Origin of the sequence: Reichenbachiella sp. MALMAid0571 (assembly GCF_040151475.1) — a bacterium.
GTDB lineage: Bacteria > Bacteroidota > Bacteroidia > Cytophagales > Cyclobacteriaceae > CAXBNB01.
On sequence record NZ_JBDKWG010000137.1, the window covers coordinates 122177 to 142634 of the forward strand.

Annotated in this window: 14 protein-coding genes; 8 read left to right on the top strand and 6 right to left on the bottom strand. The window is 38.0% G+C overall.

Annotated elements, in window-relative coordinates:
* Positions 1 to 18: 18 nt before the first annotated feature.
* The gene (locus AAOP42_RS14145; RefSeq protein WP_349529186.1) at positions 19 to 612 is read left to right on the top strand and encodes a TetR/AcrR family transcriptional regulator; all 594 of its coding nucleotides are present in this window, start codon (positions 19 to 21) and stop codon (positions 610 to 612) included.
* A gap of 7 nt (positions 613 to 619) precedes the next feature.
* On the opposite strand, the gene AAOP42_RS14150 is transcribed toward AAOP42_RS14145, so the two are convergent.
* Complete coding sequence (locus AAOP42_RS14150) at positions 620 to 3490, bottom strand: FAD-binding and (Fe-S)-binding domain-containing protein (protein ID WP_349529187.1); 2871 nt, start codon at positions 3488 to 3490, stop codon at positions 620 to 622.
* A gap of 165 nt (positions 3491 to 3655) precedes the next feature.
* On the opposite strand from AAOP42_RS14150, the gene AAOP42_RS14155 reads away from it, so the two are divergent.
* The gene (locus tag AAOP42_RS14155; RefSeq protein WP_349529188.1) at positions 3656 to 4483 is read left to right on the top strand and encodes an AraC family transcriptional regulator; all 828 of its coding nucleotides are present in this window, start codon (positions 3656 to 3658) and stop codon (positions 4481 to 4483) included.
* Positions 4484 to 4489: 6 nt separating this feature from the next.
* Here AAOP42_RS14155 and AAOP42_RS14160 read toward each other — a convergent pair whose 3' ends face one another.
* Positions 4490 to 5260: a creatininase family protein gene (locus AAOP42_RS14160; RefSeq protein WP_349529189.1), complete on the bottom strand. Its 771-nt coding sequence runs from the start codon at positions 5258 to 5260 to the stop codon at positions 4490 to 4492.
* Between the two features lie 249 nt (positions 5261 to 5509).
* Here AAOP42_RS14160 and AAOP42_RS14165 point away from each other — a divergent pair, with 249 nt between their 5' ends.
* From AAOP42_RS14165 to AAOP42_RS14190, 6 genes are all read left to right on the top strand, one after another.
* Positions 5510 to 7492 (top strand): FGGY family carbohydrate kinase, encoded by a 1983-nt coding sequence (locus AAOP42_RS14165; protein WP_349529190.1) that lies wholly within the window; start codon positions 5510 to 5512, stop codon positions 7490 to 7492.
* Between the two features lie 159 nt (positions 7493 to 7651).
* Positions 7652 to 9136, top strand: a complete 1485-nt coding sequence (locus AAOP42_RS14170) for a xylulokinase (protein WP_349529191.1) — start codon at positions 7652 to 7654, stop codon at positions 9134 to 9136.
* A 23-nt stretch (positions 9137 to 9159) separates the two neighbouring features.
* The gene (gene xylA / locus AAOP42_RS14175; protein ID WP_349529192.1) at positions 9160 to 10497 is read left to right on the top strand and encodes a xylose isomerase; all 1338 of its coding nucleotides are present in this window, start codon (positions 9160 to 9162) and stop codon (positions 10495 to 10497) included.
* Positions 10498 to 10595: 98 nt separating this feature from the next.
* Positions 10596 to 12155 (top strand): Helicase associated domain protein, encoded by a 1560-nt coding sequence (locus AAOP42_RS14180; protein WP_349529193.1) that lies wholly within the window; start codon positions 10596 to 10598, stop codon positions 12153 to 12155.
* Positions 12156 to 12372: 217 nt separating this feature from the next.
* Complete coding sequence (xylE, locus tag AAOP42_RS14185; protein WP_349529194.1) at positions 12373 to 13788, top strand: D-xylose transporter XylE; 1416 nt, start codon at positions 12373 to 12375, stop codon at positions 13786 to 13788.
* A gap of 239 nt (positions 13789 to 14027) precedes the next feature.
* On the top strand, positions 14028 to 15401 hold the full coding sequence (locus AAOP42_RS14190) for an amidohydrolase family protein (RefSeq protein ID WP_349529195.1): 1374 nt from the start codon (positions 14028 to 14030) through the stop codon (positions 15399 to 15401).
* Between the two features lie 175 nt (positions 15402 to 15576).
* On the opposite strand, the gene AAOP42_RS14195 is transcribed toward AAOP42_RS14190, so the two are convergent.
* The 4 genes from AAOP42_RS14195 to AAOP42_RS14210 all read right to left on the bottom strand — a co-directional run bounded on the left by AAOP42_RS14195 (position 15577) and on the right by AAOP42_RS14210 (position 20275).
* Positions 15577 to 17046: a NupC/NupG family nucleoside CNT transporter gene (locus tag AAOP42_RS14195; RefSeq protein ID WP_349529196.1), complete on the bottom strand. Its 1470-nt coding sequence runs from the start codon at positions 17044 to 17046 to the stop codon at positions 15577 to 15579.
* 125 nt (positions 17047 to 17171) lie between these two features.
* The gene (locus AAOP42_RS14200; RefSeq protein WP_349529197.1) at positions 17172 to 18164 is read right to left on the bottom strand and encodes a FecR family protein; all 993 of its coding nucleotides are present in this window, start codon (positions 18162 to 18164) and stop codon (positions 17172 to 17174) included.
* Positions 18165 to 18244: 80 nt separating this feature from the next.
* A complete protein-coding gene (locus tag AAOP42_RS14205) occupies positions 18245 to 19609 on the bottom strand; it encodes a carboxypeptidase-like regulatory domain-containing protein (protein WP_349529198.1) in 1365 nt (454 codons plus the stop codon).
* A 114-nt stretch (positions 19610 to 19723) separates the two neighbouring features.
* Entirely contained in the window at positions 19724 to 20275 is a 552-nt protein-coding gene (locus tag AAOP42_RS14210) for an RNA polymerase sigma-70 factor (protein WP_349529199.1), read from the bottom strand.
* Positions 20276 to 20458: the final 183 nt, after the last annotated feature.

Genomic DNA, 20458 nt, shown 5'->3' on the forward strand with positions numbered 1-20458 from the left:
TAGTTAACTTGTCATTGAATGGAAGAAAAGAAACATCAAATTTTAGAAGCATCTAAAAACCTTTTCAGCAGACTGGGTTATAATAAAACCAGTGTGGATGACATTTCTCAAGCGGTGGGAATGAAGAAGTCATCCCTTTATTATTATTTCAAAAACAAGGAAGACATGTTTATGTGTTCCTTCAAAGACGAATGGGAAAGGCAGTTTAAAATTTTTGCAGAAGAGGCAAACAAAAACGACAATCCTGTTGACAAAATAATTGGTTACATCATTCAGTCACTCAACTACTATGAGCATGTGGTGATGCATCTCAAAATTCCTGTAAACGTACTGATCGAAACACGCAATCTGTTCAGGGAATTTATGAATCATATCAATGAGGGAAGAATCGGATTTTATCAAAATTGTATTCAGGAAGGGATCAACTCCGGTCAGTTTAAAGAATGTGATACCCGCAAAGTCGCAGAAAGCATATTCACAGTGAAATTTGCCATCCAGTACGATTCATTCAATATGTTTATGCATACCTACCCTACCAAGGAAGATTGGACTATCATCAGCGACAATGTACTTTTTGCGATTAGGTTGATTTTGGATGGACTGAAGAAATAACCACTTATTAGCCTTCCTCCTTCACCTTAATAGTTTGCACCCAGTGTTTTGATTTCACTCCCGTAAAATGTTCTATTTGATGACGGCAACTAAAGCCACAAGCCACAATTGTCTTGCTATCTTTCAATTTATCTACGGCTGGAAACAATACGGATTCTCCTATTTTTTTAGATAAATCGTAATGTTCTTTTTCATAACCAAACGAGCCCGCCATCCCACAACACCCCGAAGGAATCTCTTCCACAGAATTGCTTGTTTTATCATAAATAGACTTCATGGAACCTGTACCATAAAGTGCTTTTTGATGGCAATGCCCATGCACCGCTACATCCCCTACAGTTGACTCGAACTCAACGTCTATGTTTCCCGCATCAAACTCCTCAGCAAGAAACACATCTATCATCATCACTCCGGTTTTCAATTGTACTGCAAGTTTTTCATCGTCTATCAAATCAGGTAGGTCATCATTCAAAGCAGAAGCGCAACTTGGCTCACACACCACTACTTTCAGTCCTTCATCCAAATAGGGCTTCAATTTCATCACTGTTTCTGTCCCTTCCTTTTTCGCATCACGTAAAAATCCATGCGATATTTTTGGCCTTTGGCAGCAGCCAACATTTGCCAATATAACCTCATAACCACAAGAACGTAGCAACTCATAAGCGGATATTCCTACTTCCGGCTCATGAAAATTGATATAAGTGTCAGCAAAAAGAACCACTTTTTTGTCAGACTTGTTTGATCCATTTACATTTTTTTCAAACCACTTGTAAAATGGCTCAGATGCATACTCTGGCAAATTTCTTCTTTTATCGAATTTGATCAGGTTCTCCAAAACAGATTTAAAAACACTACTTTTCTGAACAGTATTTACGATTCCTGATTTCCATCCTGCAATATTTTTAGCTGCAAAAGACGAATCTCTGATCATTTTATCTCTCAATGAGATACCATGTTCATCATAATACAATTGAAGCGTGTCACTCTTCATTTTGGCCATATCCACATTGCTTGGGCACTCCGATTTACATGCTTTACACGACAAACACAAGTCCATTACCTCATGAAGCCTTTTACTTGTAAGTCCGTCTTCTCCCAGTTGGTTGGACATAGCCATGCGCAGTGCATTGGCACGCCCTCTGGTAGAGTGTTCCTCCTCCCGTGTGGCTTTGAAACTTGGGCACATCGTACCACCAAGCATTTTCCTGCATTCGCCTACTCCCGTACACATGTGTACAGACTTTGCAAACCCCTCCTCAGCTTTGTATTTAAATACAGGTTTGACTACTTCATCTTTGTATTGAGTACCATACCTTAGATTGTGTTCAATAGTCTGAGCTTCAAGTACTTTACCCGGATTCATAAGATTGTTTGGGTCAAATAACCTTTTGACCTGCAACAGTGCATTGTACACCTGGTCTCCGAAAAAACGCTGATTGTATGCACTCCGAACCAGTCCATCGCCGTGCTCTCCACTCCAGGATCCTCCGTATTCCATCACCAGTTCGAACGTCTCTTCCGTAATATTCTTTAATCTTTCAATATCTTCTGCCTGCCTCAAATCCAAAATTGGACGCACATGAATTACGCCAACACTGGCGTGAGCATACATAGCTACTTCAGTACCATGTTTTTTACACACTTGAAGTACTCTGTCGATATATTCTGGAAGGTGCTCTGATGGAATACCCGCATCTTCAATAAAAGGCAATGGCTTCTTATCTCCCTTCATACCAAGCATTAATCCCAACCCTTTTTTCCTCACTACCCAAACATCATCATAAGCTTTACCATCAGGAAACAACGGATATGCATACCCATAATTTCTTGACTTTTGGTCGGCAATCATTGCTTCAGCCCGTTGCTTAACATCCTCTGCCGTATCTCCATAAAATTCCACAATCAAAATAGCAGCAGGATTACCCTCAATAAAGTGACAATGGCGTTTTGTCATCAGATTTTCTCTGCTCAGATCAATGACCACCTTGTCAAGAATCTCCACCGCTGATGGATTAAACTGAAGCATAGTTTCTACACTACTGATCGCCTCCAACAGTACCGCATAATGCACTACGCATACTGCTTTGAACTTTGGCAATGGTTCCAAATTCAACTTCAACTCCAAAGAAGTAGCCAGTGTACCTTCACTTCCACAAACTATTTTACTTAGGTTCCATTTGTCTGTATTCACAAATTCATCCAGATTGTATCCCCCTACTCGCCTCATTACTTTAGGATACCGCTTTGCGATCTCTTCTATGTTGATCTCAATTATTTTTTGAAACTCACTGTAAATTTCACCTTCTCTGCCTCCATTGACTTTTATGCTTTCTATTTCCGATTTCTCTTTTTCATTAAAATAAACAACTGTACCATCAGCCAAAAGTGCTTTCACTTCAAGTACATGATCTACCGTTTTTCCATAGATAATACTTTTTGTACCTGACGAATTGTTCCCAACCATTCCTCCCACATTGGCACGGCTACTGGTAGCAGGATCCGGAGCAAAATGCAACCCGTATTGAGCCACCACTGCATTCAGATCGTCTCTCGCCATACCCGGCTGAACTCGCACCCATCTTTCCGTTTCGTTTATTTCTACTATCTGGTTCATGTATTTGGAAAAATCCAGCACAATAGATGAACCAACAGTCTGTCCGGCCAAACTAGTGCCAGCTCCACGTGGCAAAATTGTAATACCATTTTTACTGGCAATTTCAACTGCCGAGATCACATCCTCTTCGTCTTTTGGGAAAACGACCACCTTTGGTTTGATCTGATAAATACTGGCGTCAGTAGAGTACATACCCAAGGTGTAATCATCATCAAGAACTTCACCTTTTACTGTTCTTCTTAATGTTTCGAGAAAATCTGTCATAATGTTGTATAGCAATAGTGATCTGCAACCTTGTCAGGGTTGGTGATATAGCAATCAAATTAACCCATAAGATTTCATCATTACCACTCCTATTTTCTTGCTTAACTATACTATTTAAACTATTTTACAAAACTCAATTAGCTATAATAGTTTATATAATATAGAATGGAGCCATTGTACCAAAAAGTAGAAATAGATGAAAGTGCTTCTTTCTTTATGAAAGACACCTTCAATCCACTATTTCATTTTCATCCGGAATACGAGTTGATCTTGTTCAGAGAGGGTACAGGAAGAGGGATCATCGGAGATAAAACCACATCTTATGAACATTGTAGTTTTTTCATGCTCGGACCAAATTTACCACATTGCTTTACCAGCGATCACAATGATGAAAACAAAGCTTATGTTATTCAATTGAATGGTGATATTCTGGATAAAATCGTTAACAATATTCCAGAAACAAAGTCAATTCATATTTTGCTGGAAAAAGCAAAATATGGTTTAAAATTTTACGACGAGATAGGCCTGAAAAATCACGACAAATTCAAACAGATGTTTGAATTGAAACCATTTGAAAGACTCATTACCATTTTGTCTGTTTTAAATGAATTGTCAAAAACCACCAATCTGGAATTGTTGACTTCTCCCGGTTCTCAACCAAAAATAAACCTCAAGGAATACCAACGTATCAACACCATTTATGAATTTGTTTTTGAGAATTTTAAACATCAAATAAAGCTGGCCGAAGTATCCAGCCTACTTAATATGACTGAAATTGCTTTTTGTCGTTATTTCAAGAAAATAACACGACGCACATTCATCACTTATTTGAATGAATATAGAATTGGCCATGCCTGCAAACTTTTGTCCACTACGGACAAAAGTGTTTCTGAAATTGCATTTGATTCGGGTTATGAGAGTATTGCCAATTTCAACAAGCAGTTTAGAAAATACACAGGAATCAATCCCAGAAAGTATCAGGATAAATTCTAGTACCAGTTAGTCACCATACATATTATCTAAGTCTGCAGCTGCCAATTCCACCAAAAAGTCTCCAATTTCGTCAGTAACCATTTTCAGGTATTTTTCTCCCTTTTCTTTGGTCGCCAAAGCAGGATTGCCAACTCCGGTATCTTTTGTGACAGAAGTCCACTGTCGCTGAGCAGTTACCCAACCTTCTTTCAACCCCCTGATTTTAAACTTTCTTTCCGCACCATCACCTGCTTCAGAAAGAGGCAATACCAAATCCGGTCGAATATGCATTACTGCACTGGTTTCCAATTCTCCTGCGTGATCTCCCGGCTCATCAAATACAGTATGCGGATCAAAAGACCTCCACCAATCCAGCGTGCATACAAACACATCCGGATATTCAATATGCAACTCACGGATCATTTGTTTGAAATTATTTCCACCATGCCCATTCAAAATCAACAATTTATTCACCTTATGCCTGGAAAGGACATCTACCACGTCTTTCAAGATGGCATATTGTGTACTTGGATTCATATTCATGCACAAATCAACATCCAATTGACCTGTATTTACCCCAAAAGGAATGATAGGCAATACAATCGTTTTTGCTCCTTTTGCCCAGGCCTTCCCTGCCGATTCTGCTGACACATATTCCGCCTGATAGTTATCGGTAGCATAAGGCAAATGGTAGTTGTGCGCCTCTGTAGCTCCCCAAGGCAGAATCGCCACTTTATAATCCTGACTTTTTACATTTTTCCAATTTGTTTCAGCCAGTATATAAGGTCTCTGTTCCATAGTATTATTTTTATCAGTTGAAATTATCGACAAAATCACAAACGAAATTAACCATTCTATTCATCTTTTTTATAAAGAAGGCAAACTCAAAAACACCATTCTTAGGCACGTAATTTTATGACGTAGATTTTGACAGCAATAATGAGGAGTAAAATCTTCATTTTGGAAAACACCTGCTATTTCACACGTCAAAAATTTAACAAAGAAATAAAAACGACGTAGCTTTGACGTGTTTATACAAATTCAACTATGTATTTATTAGGATATGATATTGGAAGCTCATCTATCAAAGTAGCATTGGTCAATGCTGACACTCGTGAGACTGTTGATTTGGTGCATTATCCTGAGAATGATTTTGATATTATAGCACGGCAAAGTGGATGGGCCGAGCAACAACCTGAGCTTTGGTGGCAGGATCTCTGTATTGCTACCAGAAAAATCATTAAGAAAAACGACATCAACCCGTCTGACATCAAAAGCATTGGCGTAGCATACCAAATGCACGGGCTGGTTTTGATAGACAAAGACCAACAGGTACTCAGGCCTGCAATTATCTGGTGCGACAGCCGGGCGGTTTCTATTGGACAAAAAGCATTCAACGATTTGGGGCAGGCAGAATGTCTGGAAAACTACCTCAATTCTCCCGGAAACTTCACCGCATCCAAACTGAAATGGGTAAAAGACAATGAACCAGATATCTATGACAAAATATATAAAATACTGCTTCCAGGTGATTTCATCGCCATGAAATTTACCGACGAAGTACACACCACTATTTCTGGACTATCCGAAGGCATTTTTTGGGATTTTAAGAAAAAATGTATTGCAAAGAATGTTCTCGACTACTATGAGCTAACCGAAGACCACTTACCTGATGTGGTTCCTACTTTTTCAATACAAGGAAAAGTAACTCAGAAATCCGCAGAAAGAACCGGGCTCATCCCGGGAATTCCGGTGACCTACCGGGCGGGAGACCAACCCAACAATGCCTTGAGCCTGAATGTCTTAAATCCTGGAGAAATTGCGGCAACCAGCGGTACATCAGGCGTGGTATATGGAATAGTTGACAGGCCAATTTACGACATCAAATCGAGAGTGAATGCGTTTGCTCACATCAATTATGAAGAGAATTACGATCGAATTGGTGTGCTGCTTTGTCTGAACGGTGCAGGGATACAATATGGCTGGATGAAAAGCCAGATCGCATTAAGCGGGCGTCACTATGACGATATGGAAAGGATGGCTAAATCTGTTCCAATAGGAGCTGATGGCTTGTGCGTGCTTCCTTTCGGAAATGGTGCTGAAAGAATGTTTGACAACAGAAACATACATTCTCATATACTAAACCTGGATTTCAACAGGCACACACGAGCCCATATTTACAGAGGTGCGTTGGAAGGTGTGGCTTACTCATTTGCACATGGAGTGTATCTACTTAAGGAAATGGGTCTGGATGTTGACGTCATGAGGGTAGGAAATGACAACATGTTTCGATCAGAAGTATTTTCGATGACCATTGCCACTCTATTGGATTGTCATATTGAGGTGGTAGATACTACAGGGGCAGTTGGTGCAGCACTTGCCTCCGGAGTGGCTACCAAACAATACGACACATTGGAAGATGCTCTTTCCGGTGTAAGTCCAATGATGATTCATGAACCCAGGCTCAATCAGGCACAATGCAACCAGGCATACAGCTATTGGTTGTCTTCTTTGGACAAAACCTTGTATGAAATTCCATCCAGAGGGAATCGGCCAGAAGTATTGAAAGCCAAAAATATGGATCTGAAAAAAGAGGTTGATGACAAAAACAAAGCACTGGCTGCATCAAAAATGCAATTGATGGGCAAAGATGATTTTTTGCTGGAAATCAAAAGTTCGTTATCCGACTTAGGCAGTTCTTTTAACGAAGAAGAAAAAATAAAAAAGCTCAACAAGCTTATTACAAAAATTGAAAATAACCTCAGTGGCAATAAAGAATGGAAAGCGTTTGAAAATCAATTTGATTTGTTACACAGTGATTTTTTCAAAAAACTTAAAAGCGACTATCCCAAATTATCCATAGCTGAAGCCAAATTATGTATGCTTTTAAAAATGAAATTATCTACCAAGGAAATAGCCAGCCAACTGAATCTTTCCGTAAGAGGTGTGGAAACTCGTCGGTACAGATTAAGGAAAAAATTGCAATTGAACAAAGACCAGATTTTGGAGGAATTATTAGATCGACTTTAAAAATAATAATTTTAACCCCTGACGTATCAATGAATATATGTGAAGAAGGATTGAAGTACTTAGTTTTCAATAACACAAAGTGATAAGAATTTTCTTTGTTCTCTCAATTGAATAACTTTTTGACCAAACATAATTAACCTACAACCAGAATAAATAAAAATGTATTTAATAGGATATGATATCGGCAGTTCATCTATCAAAGCCGCATTGGTAGATGGTGCTACGGGAAAGACACTGGGCATTGCTCAATATCCCGAAACGGAAATGGATATTATTTCCACCCAGCAGGGATGGGCAGAGCAGCAACCGGAGCTTTGGTGGAAAAACGCACAACATGCCACTGAAAAATTACTAAAAGAATGCTCAATCAACGCTGGAGATATAAAAGGAATAGGCATTTCTTACCAAATGCATGGGCTTGTGTTAGTCGATAAAGACCATCAGGTTTTACGCCCCTCCATTATATGGTGCGACAGTCGTGCTGTAGAAATTGGCAACCAATCGTTCAAAGAAATAGGAGAAGAAAAGTGTCTGAAGCACTTACTCAATTCTCCTGGAAATTTCACTGCATCCAAATTGAAATGGGTGAAAGACAATGAACCGGCACTCTATGAAAGAATTCATAAAATCATGCTGCCGGGAGATTACATTGCCCTTAAAATGACAGGTGAGGCTAAAACCACCATATCAGGATTGTCAGAAGGAATGTTCTGGGATTTTGAAGAAAACGGTGTGGCCGAATTTCTTACGGAACATTATGGCATACACACCGATTTAATTCCGGAGATCGTGCCCACCTTTTCTGATCAAGGCAAGTTGAGTGCTGATGCAGCAAATTTCTTAGGATTGACAAGTGGCATCCCTGTAGGGTACAGAGCAGGCGATCAACCCAACAATGCCATGTCTTTGAATGTATTGAATCCTGGCGAAATTGCCGCTACGGGAGGAACTTCCGGCGTTGTTTACGGAGTGGTGGACAAACCATTTATTGATGACAAAACCAGGGTAAATTCCTTTGCACATGTCAATTACACTAAGGAAAACCCAAGAATCGGTGTATTGCTCTGCGTGAATGGTGCTGGCATTCAATACAGCTGGATGAGACAAATGCTCGCCTCGGATAAGGTTTCTTATAACGATATGGAAAGGATGATTTCCTCTGTGGAAGTGAATTCTGATGGATTGAGGATAATACCATTTGGCAATGGTGCTGAAAGAGTGCTCCAAAACAAAGATACAGGAGGTCATATCATCAACATACAATTCAACAGACACAGTAAAGCACATTTTTACAGGGCTGCATTGGAAGGCATTGCGTATTCATTCATTTACGGCGTACACATAATGAAATCGCTGGGATTGAATACCAACGTAATGCGGGTAGGCAATGACAACCTGTTCCAATCCAATGTATTCTCCACAACCATTGCCACCATACTTGATTGTGAAATAGAAATGATAGAAACTACAGGTGCTGTAGGCGCTGCAAAAGCAGCAGGGATTGCAGCAAATATATATGCTACCCCGGAAGAAGCTTTTAAGGATGTTGCAGTAATAAAATCCTACCAATCTGTTGGACAAGCAGAAGTATATAAAAACGGTTATGAAATCTGGAAATCTGATTTAGAAAAAATTTTAAAATAAAAAGACTTTAAACAATACGCATCATGGAAAAAATAAACATTGTAACAGGAGACAAAGAATTTTTCGAAGGAATAGGAAAAATACAATACGAAGGAAGAGGATCGGACAACCCTCTAGCTTTTAAATTTTATGACGAAAACAAAGTAGTAGGCGGCAAAACGATGAAAGATCATTTCAGGTTTGCAACAGCCTATTGGCACACCTTCTGTGGCACTGGTGCTGATCCATTTGGTCCAGGCACTAAAGTGTTTCCATGGGATGCCAGCAGCAATGTCCTGGATGCAGCCAAAGATAAAATGGATGCCGCTTTTGAATTCATCACCAAAATAGGAATGCCCTACTACTGCTTTCATGATTTTGACCTGATCCAGGAAGGAGCTACACTCAAAGAATCAACTGAGCGACTGGAGAAAATCACGGACTATGCACAGGAAAAGCAAAAAGCTTCAGGCGTGAAACTCCTTTGGGGAACAGCCAATGCCTTTTCAAACCCACGCTACATGAATGGTGCGGCTACCAACCCTGATTTTGATATAGTGGCTTATGCCGGGGCACAGATTAAAAATGCGTTGGATGCCACCATCAAACTAGGTGGTGAAAATTATGTATTCTGGGGAGGACGTGAAGGCTATATGTCTTTACTCAACACCAATATGAAAAAAGAATTGGAGCATCTGGCTACATTCCTCCACATGGCAAAAGACTATGCCCGAGCTCAGGGATTTAAGGGCAACTTTTTCATTGAACCAAAACCAATGGAGCCAAGCAAGCACCAGTATGACTTTGATTCTGCAACGGTAATCGCATTCTTAAGAGAATATGATTTGATGGACGATTTCAAGCTAAATATAGAAGTAAACCATGCGACGCTTGCTCAACACACATTTGCTCACGAACTGCAAGTAGCTTCTGATGCCGGATTGCTTGGGAGTATAGATGCCAACCGCGGAGACTATCAAAATGGCTGGGATACTGACCAGTTCCCTGTAGATATCTATGAAGTAACTGAAGCCATGTTGGTAATCCTAGAAGGTGGTGGACTACAAGGTGGTGGCGTCAACTTTGATGCTAAAACAAGGAGAAACTCAACCGATCTGGTTGACATTTTCTATGCGCACATCGGAGGGATGGATATTTTTGCCCGTGCATTGCTTACTGCTCACGATATATTAGAAAATTCTAATTACACCAACTTGAGAAAAGCACGGTACAGTTCGTTCAACACCATCCAGGGAAAAGAGTTTGAATCTGGCAAAATGGACCTGGCTACTCTGGCAGAGATTGCCCATAAAAATGGAGAACCAAAATTGAGAAGTGGCCAGCAGGAATTGTTCGAAAATATCCTGAACAACCATATTTAAAAACAAAAGTTTGTAAATTGAAAAATCCACCGTCTTTGATGATGGATTTTTTGGTTTATTCTGGATTATGGTAAATTGTTATATAGCATTAAGCCTACATGGAAATTATAGATAATATAGATTCTGATAAAAATCACAAGGAACATCTTCTTGAAATGATTAAGAAATCAGATGAAATATTTATTGCTAGTCCGTATTTAATGCGAGATTTTCGGGCATTTTTTGATAATGAAGTATTATCAAGGGTTAGGAAAATTACTTTAATTACAACACTGCAACCCAAAACCTTAGACCAAATTAAAAAGGTCTATTCTCTAAGGTCGCTTCTTAATATTCCACAAATAAAATCAGGCGATATTGAATGTAATATCTCGTTGAATAATAGACTTCATGGAAAAATCTATTTATTTAAACACTCAGGGAAATATGTGAGCGGTTTAATATCATCAGCAAATTTTACTGATAATGGACTATGGCTAAATCATGAGTGGGGGATCACCATTGATAATAATTTAATCTTAGAAAATCTTGAAAATTCTATTTATAGCACAGTTGAGCCAAATTTTCATTTTCTATCGCATAAAAGCATTCTAAAACTATTAGATCGTTTGGGTTCATTTCTTGATCACACCAGAGTAAATGAAGAAGAGATTGACCTTGATTTAACAAATTTTCTTGAAACAATTGAATCCGAAAAGAGGAAAAAGGAGAATAGAAATACAGGTAGCTCCGGTAAATCTTATGAATATAAAATAACCCAACAATATCTAGAATCATGGCAAGGTTATTTTGATGAATTTGTAATATTTAAAAAGAAAATGAATGAGGTTACTGTTCCGAGAGACTATGAAAATCCAGCTCTTTATAAATGGTATAGAAAACAAAAAATCTTTAATGCCAATGAAACAATTCCTGAAGATCATAGGAAAAAACTTGAAAAAGTAGGATTCTATTTCGGTGACGGTCATGAAATAAGATGGGCGAAAATTTGGGAAGAAAATTTTGATCTATTGAATGCGTATTTCGAAGAATATGGAGATTCAGATGTGCCTCATACAAGAAATAAACAAGACACATTTTATTCACTCGGAAATTGGGTCGCAATTCAAAAAACTTATTTCAATAATGGAGTTTTAAGTGATTACAAAATTGAAAAACTAAATGACTTAGATTTTATTTGGAGTAAGGATATTGAGTTTAATCCAATAAATAAAACATGGATGACCAGATATGAGGAACTAAAACTTTGGACGGTAAAACATGGAGATGCACATGTTCCTCAAACCAACGATGATGGAACACAAAACAAACTTGGTAGGTGGCTAAATGATCAAAGACAGTTGAAAAGGAAAGGAAGGATAAAATCAGATGGCTCAATTCGATACTTAGAGCAAGAAAGAGAGGATTTATTACTTGAGATTGGAGTTGACTTTGACCATGAAACGAATAAACATATTGACTCATTTGAAAAGCAAATTCAAGAATTCTTGAGTTATAAATATCAATATCCTAATCTAAATCCACCGACAGGGACTTTTAAAACGGAAAGAGATAATCTAGCTCAATGGAGATACAAATTTGACAAACTACCAGATTGGAAAAAGAAAAGACTACTGGAAGAAAAAATAATAGAAAAAACTGTACAACATTCAATATAAAATGATAACTGGTCAGTTACTAATGATGCTCTTCTGCTTTCTAGATAACCTACCAAATCGACGATTTGGTTGTTTGATAGAACATCATTTGGTGGGTCAAATCACAGATTTAACTATCTTGTACTTGAAAAGCTAATCATATCAAACCGCTACACCTCATATGATGGTGTTCATTTAGACTAATTTATCTTTCTTCTTACAAATCAACCTATCAACTATGCCCACTTACAACAAATCCTACATTGTTTACATCACTTTGGTTGCCACTCTTGGAGGGCTGCTGTTCGGATATGACACAGCAGTAATCTCCGGTACGGTGAGTTCATTAAAATCATTTTTCATCTTACCAAAAGGATTGGAAGAACTTAGTGCCAATTCACTTCTTGGTTTTCTGGTTTCCAGTGCCCTTATTGGATGCATTATAGGTGGGGCTGTCGGAGGATTGCTTGCTTTGAAACTTGGACGAAAAAAAAGCCTGATAGTAGCTGCCATTTTATTTTTGATTTCAGCCATTGGATCAGCCATGCCTGAAATGGGGTTCTCTCCTATTGGAAACGGCAGCCATATCCACCTCACACAATTCGTGATTTACAGAATCATAGGAGGAATTGGGGTTGGGTTAGCCTCCATGCTTTCTCCCATGTACATCGCAGAAATAGCTCCTGCTGAAAAAAGAGGAAGCTTGGTTTCCTGGAATCAGTTTGCCATTATTTTCGGAATGCTGGTCGTTTACTTCGTCAACTACTTTATCTCAGAATTGGGCAATGAAGACTGGCTGAATGCTGTAGGTTGGAGATGGATGTTTGCTTCAGAAACCATTCCAGCGATCATTTTTCTTACCTTGTTGTTTTTTGTACCCGAAAGTCCACGGTGGCTTGTACTTTCGGATAGATTGAACGAGGCAAAAACAGTACTGAACAAAATAAATTTACCGGAAGAAGCAGAAAAAATACTACACGACATCCAAACATCTCTGTCTGATGTAAGCTCAAAAAAAGTCTTTTCCTATGGATACCTCATCATTATCATTGGCTTACTACTTTCGGTTTTTCAACAATTTGTAGGAATAAATGTAGTACTCTACTATGCTCCTGAAATATTCAAAAACATGGGATCGGGTACTTCAGCAGCATTAATTCAAACCATCATAGTTGGTGCCATCAACTTGCTATTTACGGTTATTGCCATTGTTTCTGTTGACAGGTTTGGCAGAAAGCCACTTCAAATCATTGGTGCTTTGGGTATGGCAGTCAGTATGTTTACCCTTGGCGCTACATTTTTTATGGATCAACCGGGTTTTGGATCGTTAATAGCCATGTTGGTATATGTAGCTTCATTCGCTTTGTCATGGGGACCAGTAACGTGGGTACTGCTATCGGAAATATTCCCTAACAACATCCGAGGCAAAGCCATGGCACTGGCAGTAGCGGCACAGTGGATTTCCAATTATTTCGTTTCATGGACATTCCCAATGATGAACAATTCCACCTGGCTCACAGAGAAGTTCAATCATGGGTTTGCTTATTGGATATATGGTATTATGGGCCTTTTAGCAGCTCTATTTATGTACAAACTCGTGCCTGAAACCAAAGGAAAAAGCCTGGAAGAAATGGAAGGACTTTGGAGGAAATAGGCAGCTCATTCCAGACTTAACCTAAAAACCGTTATTCGAAATATTAGTAATCCGAGTTATTACTGTTTTAAAAAAACTATGTAAAACTAAAATACCACATCATTAATTGACACTCTTATAACACAACATAACTGATTTAATCTTGCTCATTGTCAATGGGTTTTGTAACTTTAGCTTATAATAGTACAAATCTTAATCTTTCTAAAGATTAAGATTATGCAAAACTCTTTTCCACACTCATGAAAAAATTCATCTTTATTTTCTGTCTTTTTGCAGCTTGTTCTGGTGCTGATCCGGAAGATCAACTGAGCGAAAATGCCATATTGATTCAAAATATCAACATCATAAATGTAGCAGATGGTAGCATCGCAGAGTCAAAACATATTTTGATTGATTCGGGTAGGATAGTTCAGATTTCCAATGAAACAATTGCTTTTCCTGAAAACAACAAATCAATAGACGGAACGGGTAAATACATAATGCCCGGACTGGCTGAAATGCATGCACACATTCCACCAGAACCAACCGGAAAAGAGCATATCGACAATATTCTCTTTTTATATTTATCCAATGGAATCACTACAATTCGGGGAATGTTGGGACATCCTTATCACCTGAAGCTTCGTGAACAAGCAAAAAATAATGAAATACTCAGCCCCAGGATTTTTACATCAAGTCCTTCACTAAACGGTAACACAGTGAAAACCCTTGAAGAAGCAAAAGAAAAAATCATCAAATACAAGGCTGATGGTTATGATTTCCTTAAAATCCATCCGGGGATTAAATTGGATGTTTTCGAACAAATCGTAGAAACAGCCAACGAAGTAGGTATTCCTTATGCCGGACATGTACCTGTAGAAGTTGGCATCCGAAGAGCGTTAAAAAGCCATTATGCATCAGTAGATCATGTTGATGGATATCTGGAAGGGCTAGTTCCTGAAAGTGCTGATGTTGAGGCCAATAAAAATGGTTTTTTTGGCTATAATTTCACAAACCTGGCTGATACTACTATGATTGATGAATTGATACAAATGACTCGGGACAACAATGTCTGGGTGGTACCAACACAAAGTTTATTCGAAAGATGGTTCTCTCCAGATGACCCTGGTATATATGCTCAGGCTGATGAGATGAAATACATGCCTAAATCCACAGTTGAAAAGTGGGTGACCAGCAAAACCAATCTCATTGGAAATGACAACTACAATGCGGCACAATGGGGCAAGTTCATAGAAATAAGAAGGCAACTGATTTATAAATTGAATAAAAGTAAACCGGGATTAATACTTGGGTCGGATGCTCCGCAGGTATTCAATGTTCCGGGTTTTTCAATCCATCATGAAATGCAAGGCATGATAGACGCTGGCCTCACTCCACTGGAAGCCATTCAAATCGGAACCATCAATCCTGCCAAATACTTTAATCATGAAGGTGAGTTTGGTGAGGTAATAGGAGGTGCAAGTGCAGATCTGATCATACTGAATGCAAATCCTTTGCTAGACATTAGCAATCTAAAAACTATAGAAGGAGTTATGGTTCGTGGACAATGGATCAGTAAAAAGGAAATTGATCTAAAACTGACTAAGATAGCAGAATACTTTTCTGATAAGTAAAAGAGACTGCCTACGTCAGGGCAAATGCATTTAAAAATTCTCATTATCCCCAGACTTATCTGGGGTCTGTTAGAGTTGACAGTAATTTCAAGGGATACCGTAACTTGTACGGTAAGGAGCTTTTTGTTTTTAAATGTGTTTGCCCTGCTGTCTACACCTTTCTATCCTTTTCCACTCAAATAATCATCCCCACAATAGTGGCAGAAAGCAAAGATGCCAAAGTGCCTCCCAGCAAAGCCTTCATTCCGTATTGAGACAGTAAAACCCTTTGATTAGGAGCTAAACCTCCTATGCCGCCTATCTGTATTCCAATAGATGCAAAATTCGCAAATCCACAAAGCATATAGGTGGACATTATGATGGATTTTTCGCTGGCAAACTTTCCTGCATTCTTTAGTGTTGCAAGGCTTTCATAACCAACAAACTCACTGGCTATTATTTTTTCACCAAGTAACCTGCCTACCAACGTAACGTCCTCAGAGGCAACACCTATCAGCCACATGACGGGGGCAAAAGTATATCCCAATATAAACTCCAATGACAATGAAGAGTAATTTCCACCCGAAAAATCAGCAATTGCATCATTCACATTCAAAACACTACCAATGCCGGACAGGAGATGGTTGAACATCGCAATAAAAGCAAAAAAAACTAAAAGCATAGCACCTACATTCATGGCCAGTTTCAATCCTTCAGTAGTTCCATTTGACATGGCATCCAAAAAATTACTTCCTACATTCTGTTTACTTATGTCAACATTCATGTCGATTTTTTTCGTTTGAGGCACTAATATTTTTGAAATAACTACTGCTCCGGGAGCAGCCATAATGGATGCTGCAAGTAAATGCTTGGCAAACAATAATTTTTGCACCGGGTCATCCCCTCCTAAAAAGCTGATATATGCAGCCAACACTCCTCCCGCTACAGTGGCCATCCCTCCTATCATCACCAGCAATATTTCAGACTTATTCATTTTTCCCAAATAGGCTTTGATCATCAAGGGTGCTTCTGTCTGTCCAAGGAAAATATTACCTGCAACAGACAGGCTTTCAGCGCCAGATAATTTCATGGCTTTGGTCATCAACCAAGCCAGGCCAAATACCACTTTTTGAATTATTCCCAAATAAAACAAAACACTGGTGAGGGCAGAAAAGAAAATGATGGTAGGTAAAATCTGAAGCGCAAATATGAAACCAAATGAATCTATGTCCATCAACCCTCTGAATAAAAAGGAACTTCCAGCTTTGGTGAAATCGAGGATTAACACGAATACTTTTCCAATAATCTCAAAAAAACCTCTGACAAACGAAATATGCAATATGGAAAGTGCCAACAGCAACTGTATGGACAACCCGGTAAAAACCACACGCCAGGAAATGGCTTTTCTGTTGGCACTGAACAACCAGGCAATCAAAATCAAAACAGACATACCTATACCTCCTCGTAATATCGACATGAAGCTACTTCTATCCTCTTCTATACTGTCATTGTTAGAAAGTAGGTTTGGTTTGCCTTCATCTTGGATGTTTGTATTCTCTATTATTGACACTACTTCTTCATGTTGATAAGGAGCTTTCACACCCCGAGCTGATGTAGTAAAAACAAAACAGAAAAGTAAACTGAATGGTAATAAGACATTTTTCATTTTACAAGCATTGGGTTAAAAGGCATCACTATTATGTCATAATAATAGCTCAACGAATACCAAATGTAAGTAAATGAATGAGAATAAAAAGGAAAAAATTGCTACTCTTTATCTATCAGATCGTTTTATAAACTTGTGGTACATCCCTCACCAGAAACCTTGTAAGAGTCAGAATCAACTTTTTCCATATTAAGGTTGAAAGTTTCGCTCATTATTTCCATGATAGACTCAATGGATTGATTGTCATATTTTGCCGACAATTTACAATCATTAATAGTAGAATTAGACACATCTATGTCTAAATGGTATGTTTCTTCCAACACGTCAAAGACATAATTCAGACTAGCTTTGTTAAAATTCAATACCTTTGTTTTCCATGATAAATAGTTGGGGTTTTCGTTCTTATATTTCTCTACACTTTTACCCGACAGGGTAACTTTTCCCACATCCCCCGGAACAAGCTCTACTTTATTATCCTTTTTAAGTTTTAGTGAAGACACAGCAACTTTTCCGGTTGCTACAACTACTTCGGTATGTTTTTGTATTGAATTAGCATCTACCAAAAATGAAGTACCCAAAACCCTGATTTCAGAATCATTGGTTTTAACTATGAATGGTTTTGTCGCATCTCTTTTCACTTCGAAAAATGCTTTTCCTGTGAGAAGCACTTCTCTGGTATCACCTGAGAGGGTTGCATTATAAGAAACGCTGGAATTTTCATTCAAATAAACTATGGAACCATCAGAAAGCGTCAGGTTTCTCACTTCGCCTTTTCCTGTTGCAACTTCAGTCAGATCAGTACTGGTATTGATATATACGTAAGAACCCAACACAGCCAAAAGTACAACAGCAGCATATTTCAAATAAGTTTTGAAATTAAAATTGCTGTTTATATCAACTACTTTATCTTCTTTATTTGACCTTGATAAAATTGCTTTGAAAACAGAATCGGTATCATCAGAAGAGTTATTTTCGATCAAAGTTGCCTGATTCCATGCAGAAGCAAACTCAAAGAATTCTTCAGCATTTTGTTGATTTTCATTACGCCAGGTTAAAACTTCTTTTTTTTCTGATTCTGACAGGTTTCCTGAAAAATACTTAGCAAGTAATTCGCTCATTTGTTTATAAATATATTAACACTTTGCATAACAACGACTTAATATTTTACCCCTATAAAACCTTTTTTATAAGTCAAGAATCAAGGCTCGTACTCTATAGGTAAATATTCAGCTACCCTCTCCCAAGACCAATATCCAAATGTAGCTACAGCCAACGGCTCTTTAAAGAAACCTCTGGAATTAATGGTAGCAACAGGGAAATTTAATTTCATATAGGAAGTTTGTTTCCCCAGGCTAACTCCTCTCCTTACCGAATTGTAATAATCCTTGACATAAGGATCGATCCCCATAGCCTGCTTGACCTGATTGTCAGCATAAGCCGAACTTTCATTTTCTTTGGTATAAATGATCTTCAAATAATTATTGAACCGAAGCTGCTTTTCATTCCCGTTTTCCGAATCGAACAAAACGGTTTTCATGTCAATTTCTTCGGCTTTTACATCCTCTTTCTCTGGCAACTGTTCTACCGAAAAAATCTTATACCCCTCTTGTTCAAAATCATTTTTGACCAATGACCTTAAAAAATGAGTCAGCGAACCTTCATAACTTTTCAATCTATTCTTTGTCCAACGTCTCTCCTCTCTTTGATTTTTAGGATCAAGTTCTTTAAAATTTGAAATACCAGTGCTTCTCGTATTCCCATTTCCTATTTCAAAATACTGCAAATAATAGTCTAATTTATATCCCAGCGCAGTATTGATGATAATCAAAGGCTTATATGCTTTCACCTCAATGGATTTTTTAAAGCTATTAAAAGTAAAATCTAATACTTCGGGATTGAGAATATCGCATTTTCGGGCATTTTGTGTACTGCCCAAAAATTCTTGTTTAAAAATACTGTAATACTTTTCCCATTCTTTGTACTTCAATGAAACCACTTTCAGCTCTTTCAATTGATTTACTTTGGGATCCAATTTAAAATTAACTTTGGTTTCCAGGCGGTCTTTACCTATTTCAACTTTTGAAATAGCAATATGATAAGAAATGTGAGATGCTGCCAACTCAAACGTTCCGGCAGCAACATTTTCTATTTTAAAAACACCATCCAGATTTGTTGAGCTGCCCATGAGTGTACCTGCAATGAACACATTTACGCCAACTACAGGCTCTTTTGTGTACTTATCCTGTACCAGACCACTCACCGTGTACAAAGTTGCAGAAGAAGGCTCATCCAATTTGAACAAAACAATTTGATTATTCACTACTTTAAAATCCACTCCGGTTCCAATAAAAAGTTGTGTAATCACCTCCCTCATAGAACTATTTTCCAACTCAAGGGTAAACCGTTGAGTTTCTTGAATCAAATTAGAATTATAAGAAAAAAAAACACCGGACTCTGCGCTAATCTGATCCAATACATTTTCTATTGTGGCATTATCGAATGATACACTGATAATTTTATCCAATGGATGCTGCTGAGCGAGAGATACTTCCGTAAGTAACAATAAAAGAAAAATTAATCTGTATGGCTTAGAGAAGAAGTTCAAATTACAGGCGTAATGAAATATGCTTTAAACGATTAAGCCATAAATATAAGAAGGAAGCTTAAATATATGGTCTTAAGAGATACGAATATAAGCACGTAACTTCTCTCTCAATACTTTTAATGCTTTCCCCATTTGTACTTCGATCGTTTTGATTGACAACCCAAGATGGTCAGCGATCTCCTGATATTTCAATCCTTCAAACCTGCTAAGCTTAAATATTTTCTGACACTGAGGTGGTAACGAATCTATGGCATCATAAATCTTCTTTTCCAGTTTGGAATCTTCCACATCATCAAAAAAATTATGAGACTCAGTTTCCATTTTGACCATGACATATTGTTTGTAATTGTCACGAACTTTTAAGTGCTTGATGTGATTCAGGCAGGTATTGTGAACTGATCGGTATAGATATGATTTGATTGAAGAATCGGGAGCGATGGACTCACATTTTTCCCAGAATTTCACAAAAACTTCCTGAACTATCTCTTCAGCTTCATCCACTTCATCAAGATACTTATTGGCATAACCACACAAAGGTTTGTAATGGCTGTTAAAAACCATTTCAAAGGCTGCTTTATCCTTATTTCTAATTCTGCTAACAAGAATGTCAGTTTGATCTTCCAACTTATAGGCTTCTAGGTGGTATAAAGTTTATCATTATAAATACTCTACTTTTTAACGAAATTTGTTCGAACCATTTAATTCATTCAAATTTGATTAAAAATACTCAAGTATTGTTATAGTACAATACTAACAATCTATAATAATATACATAGACACTTAAAACGAGAAAAAGGTTTAATTAGT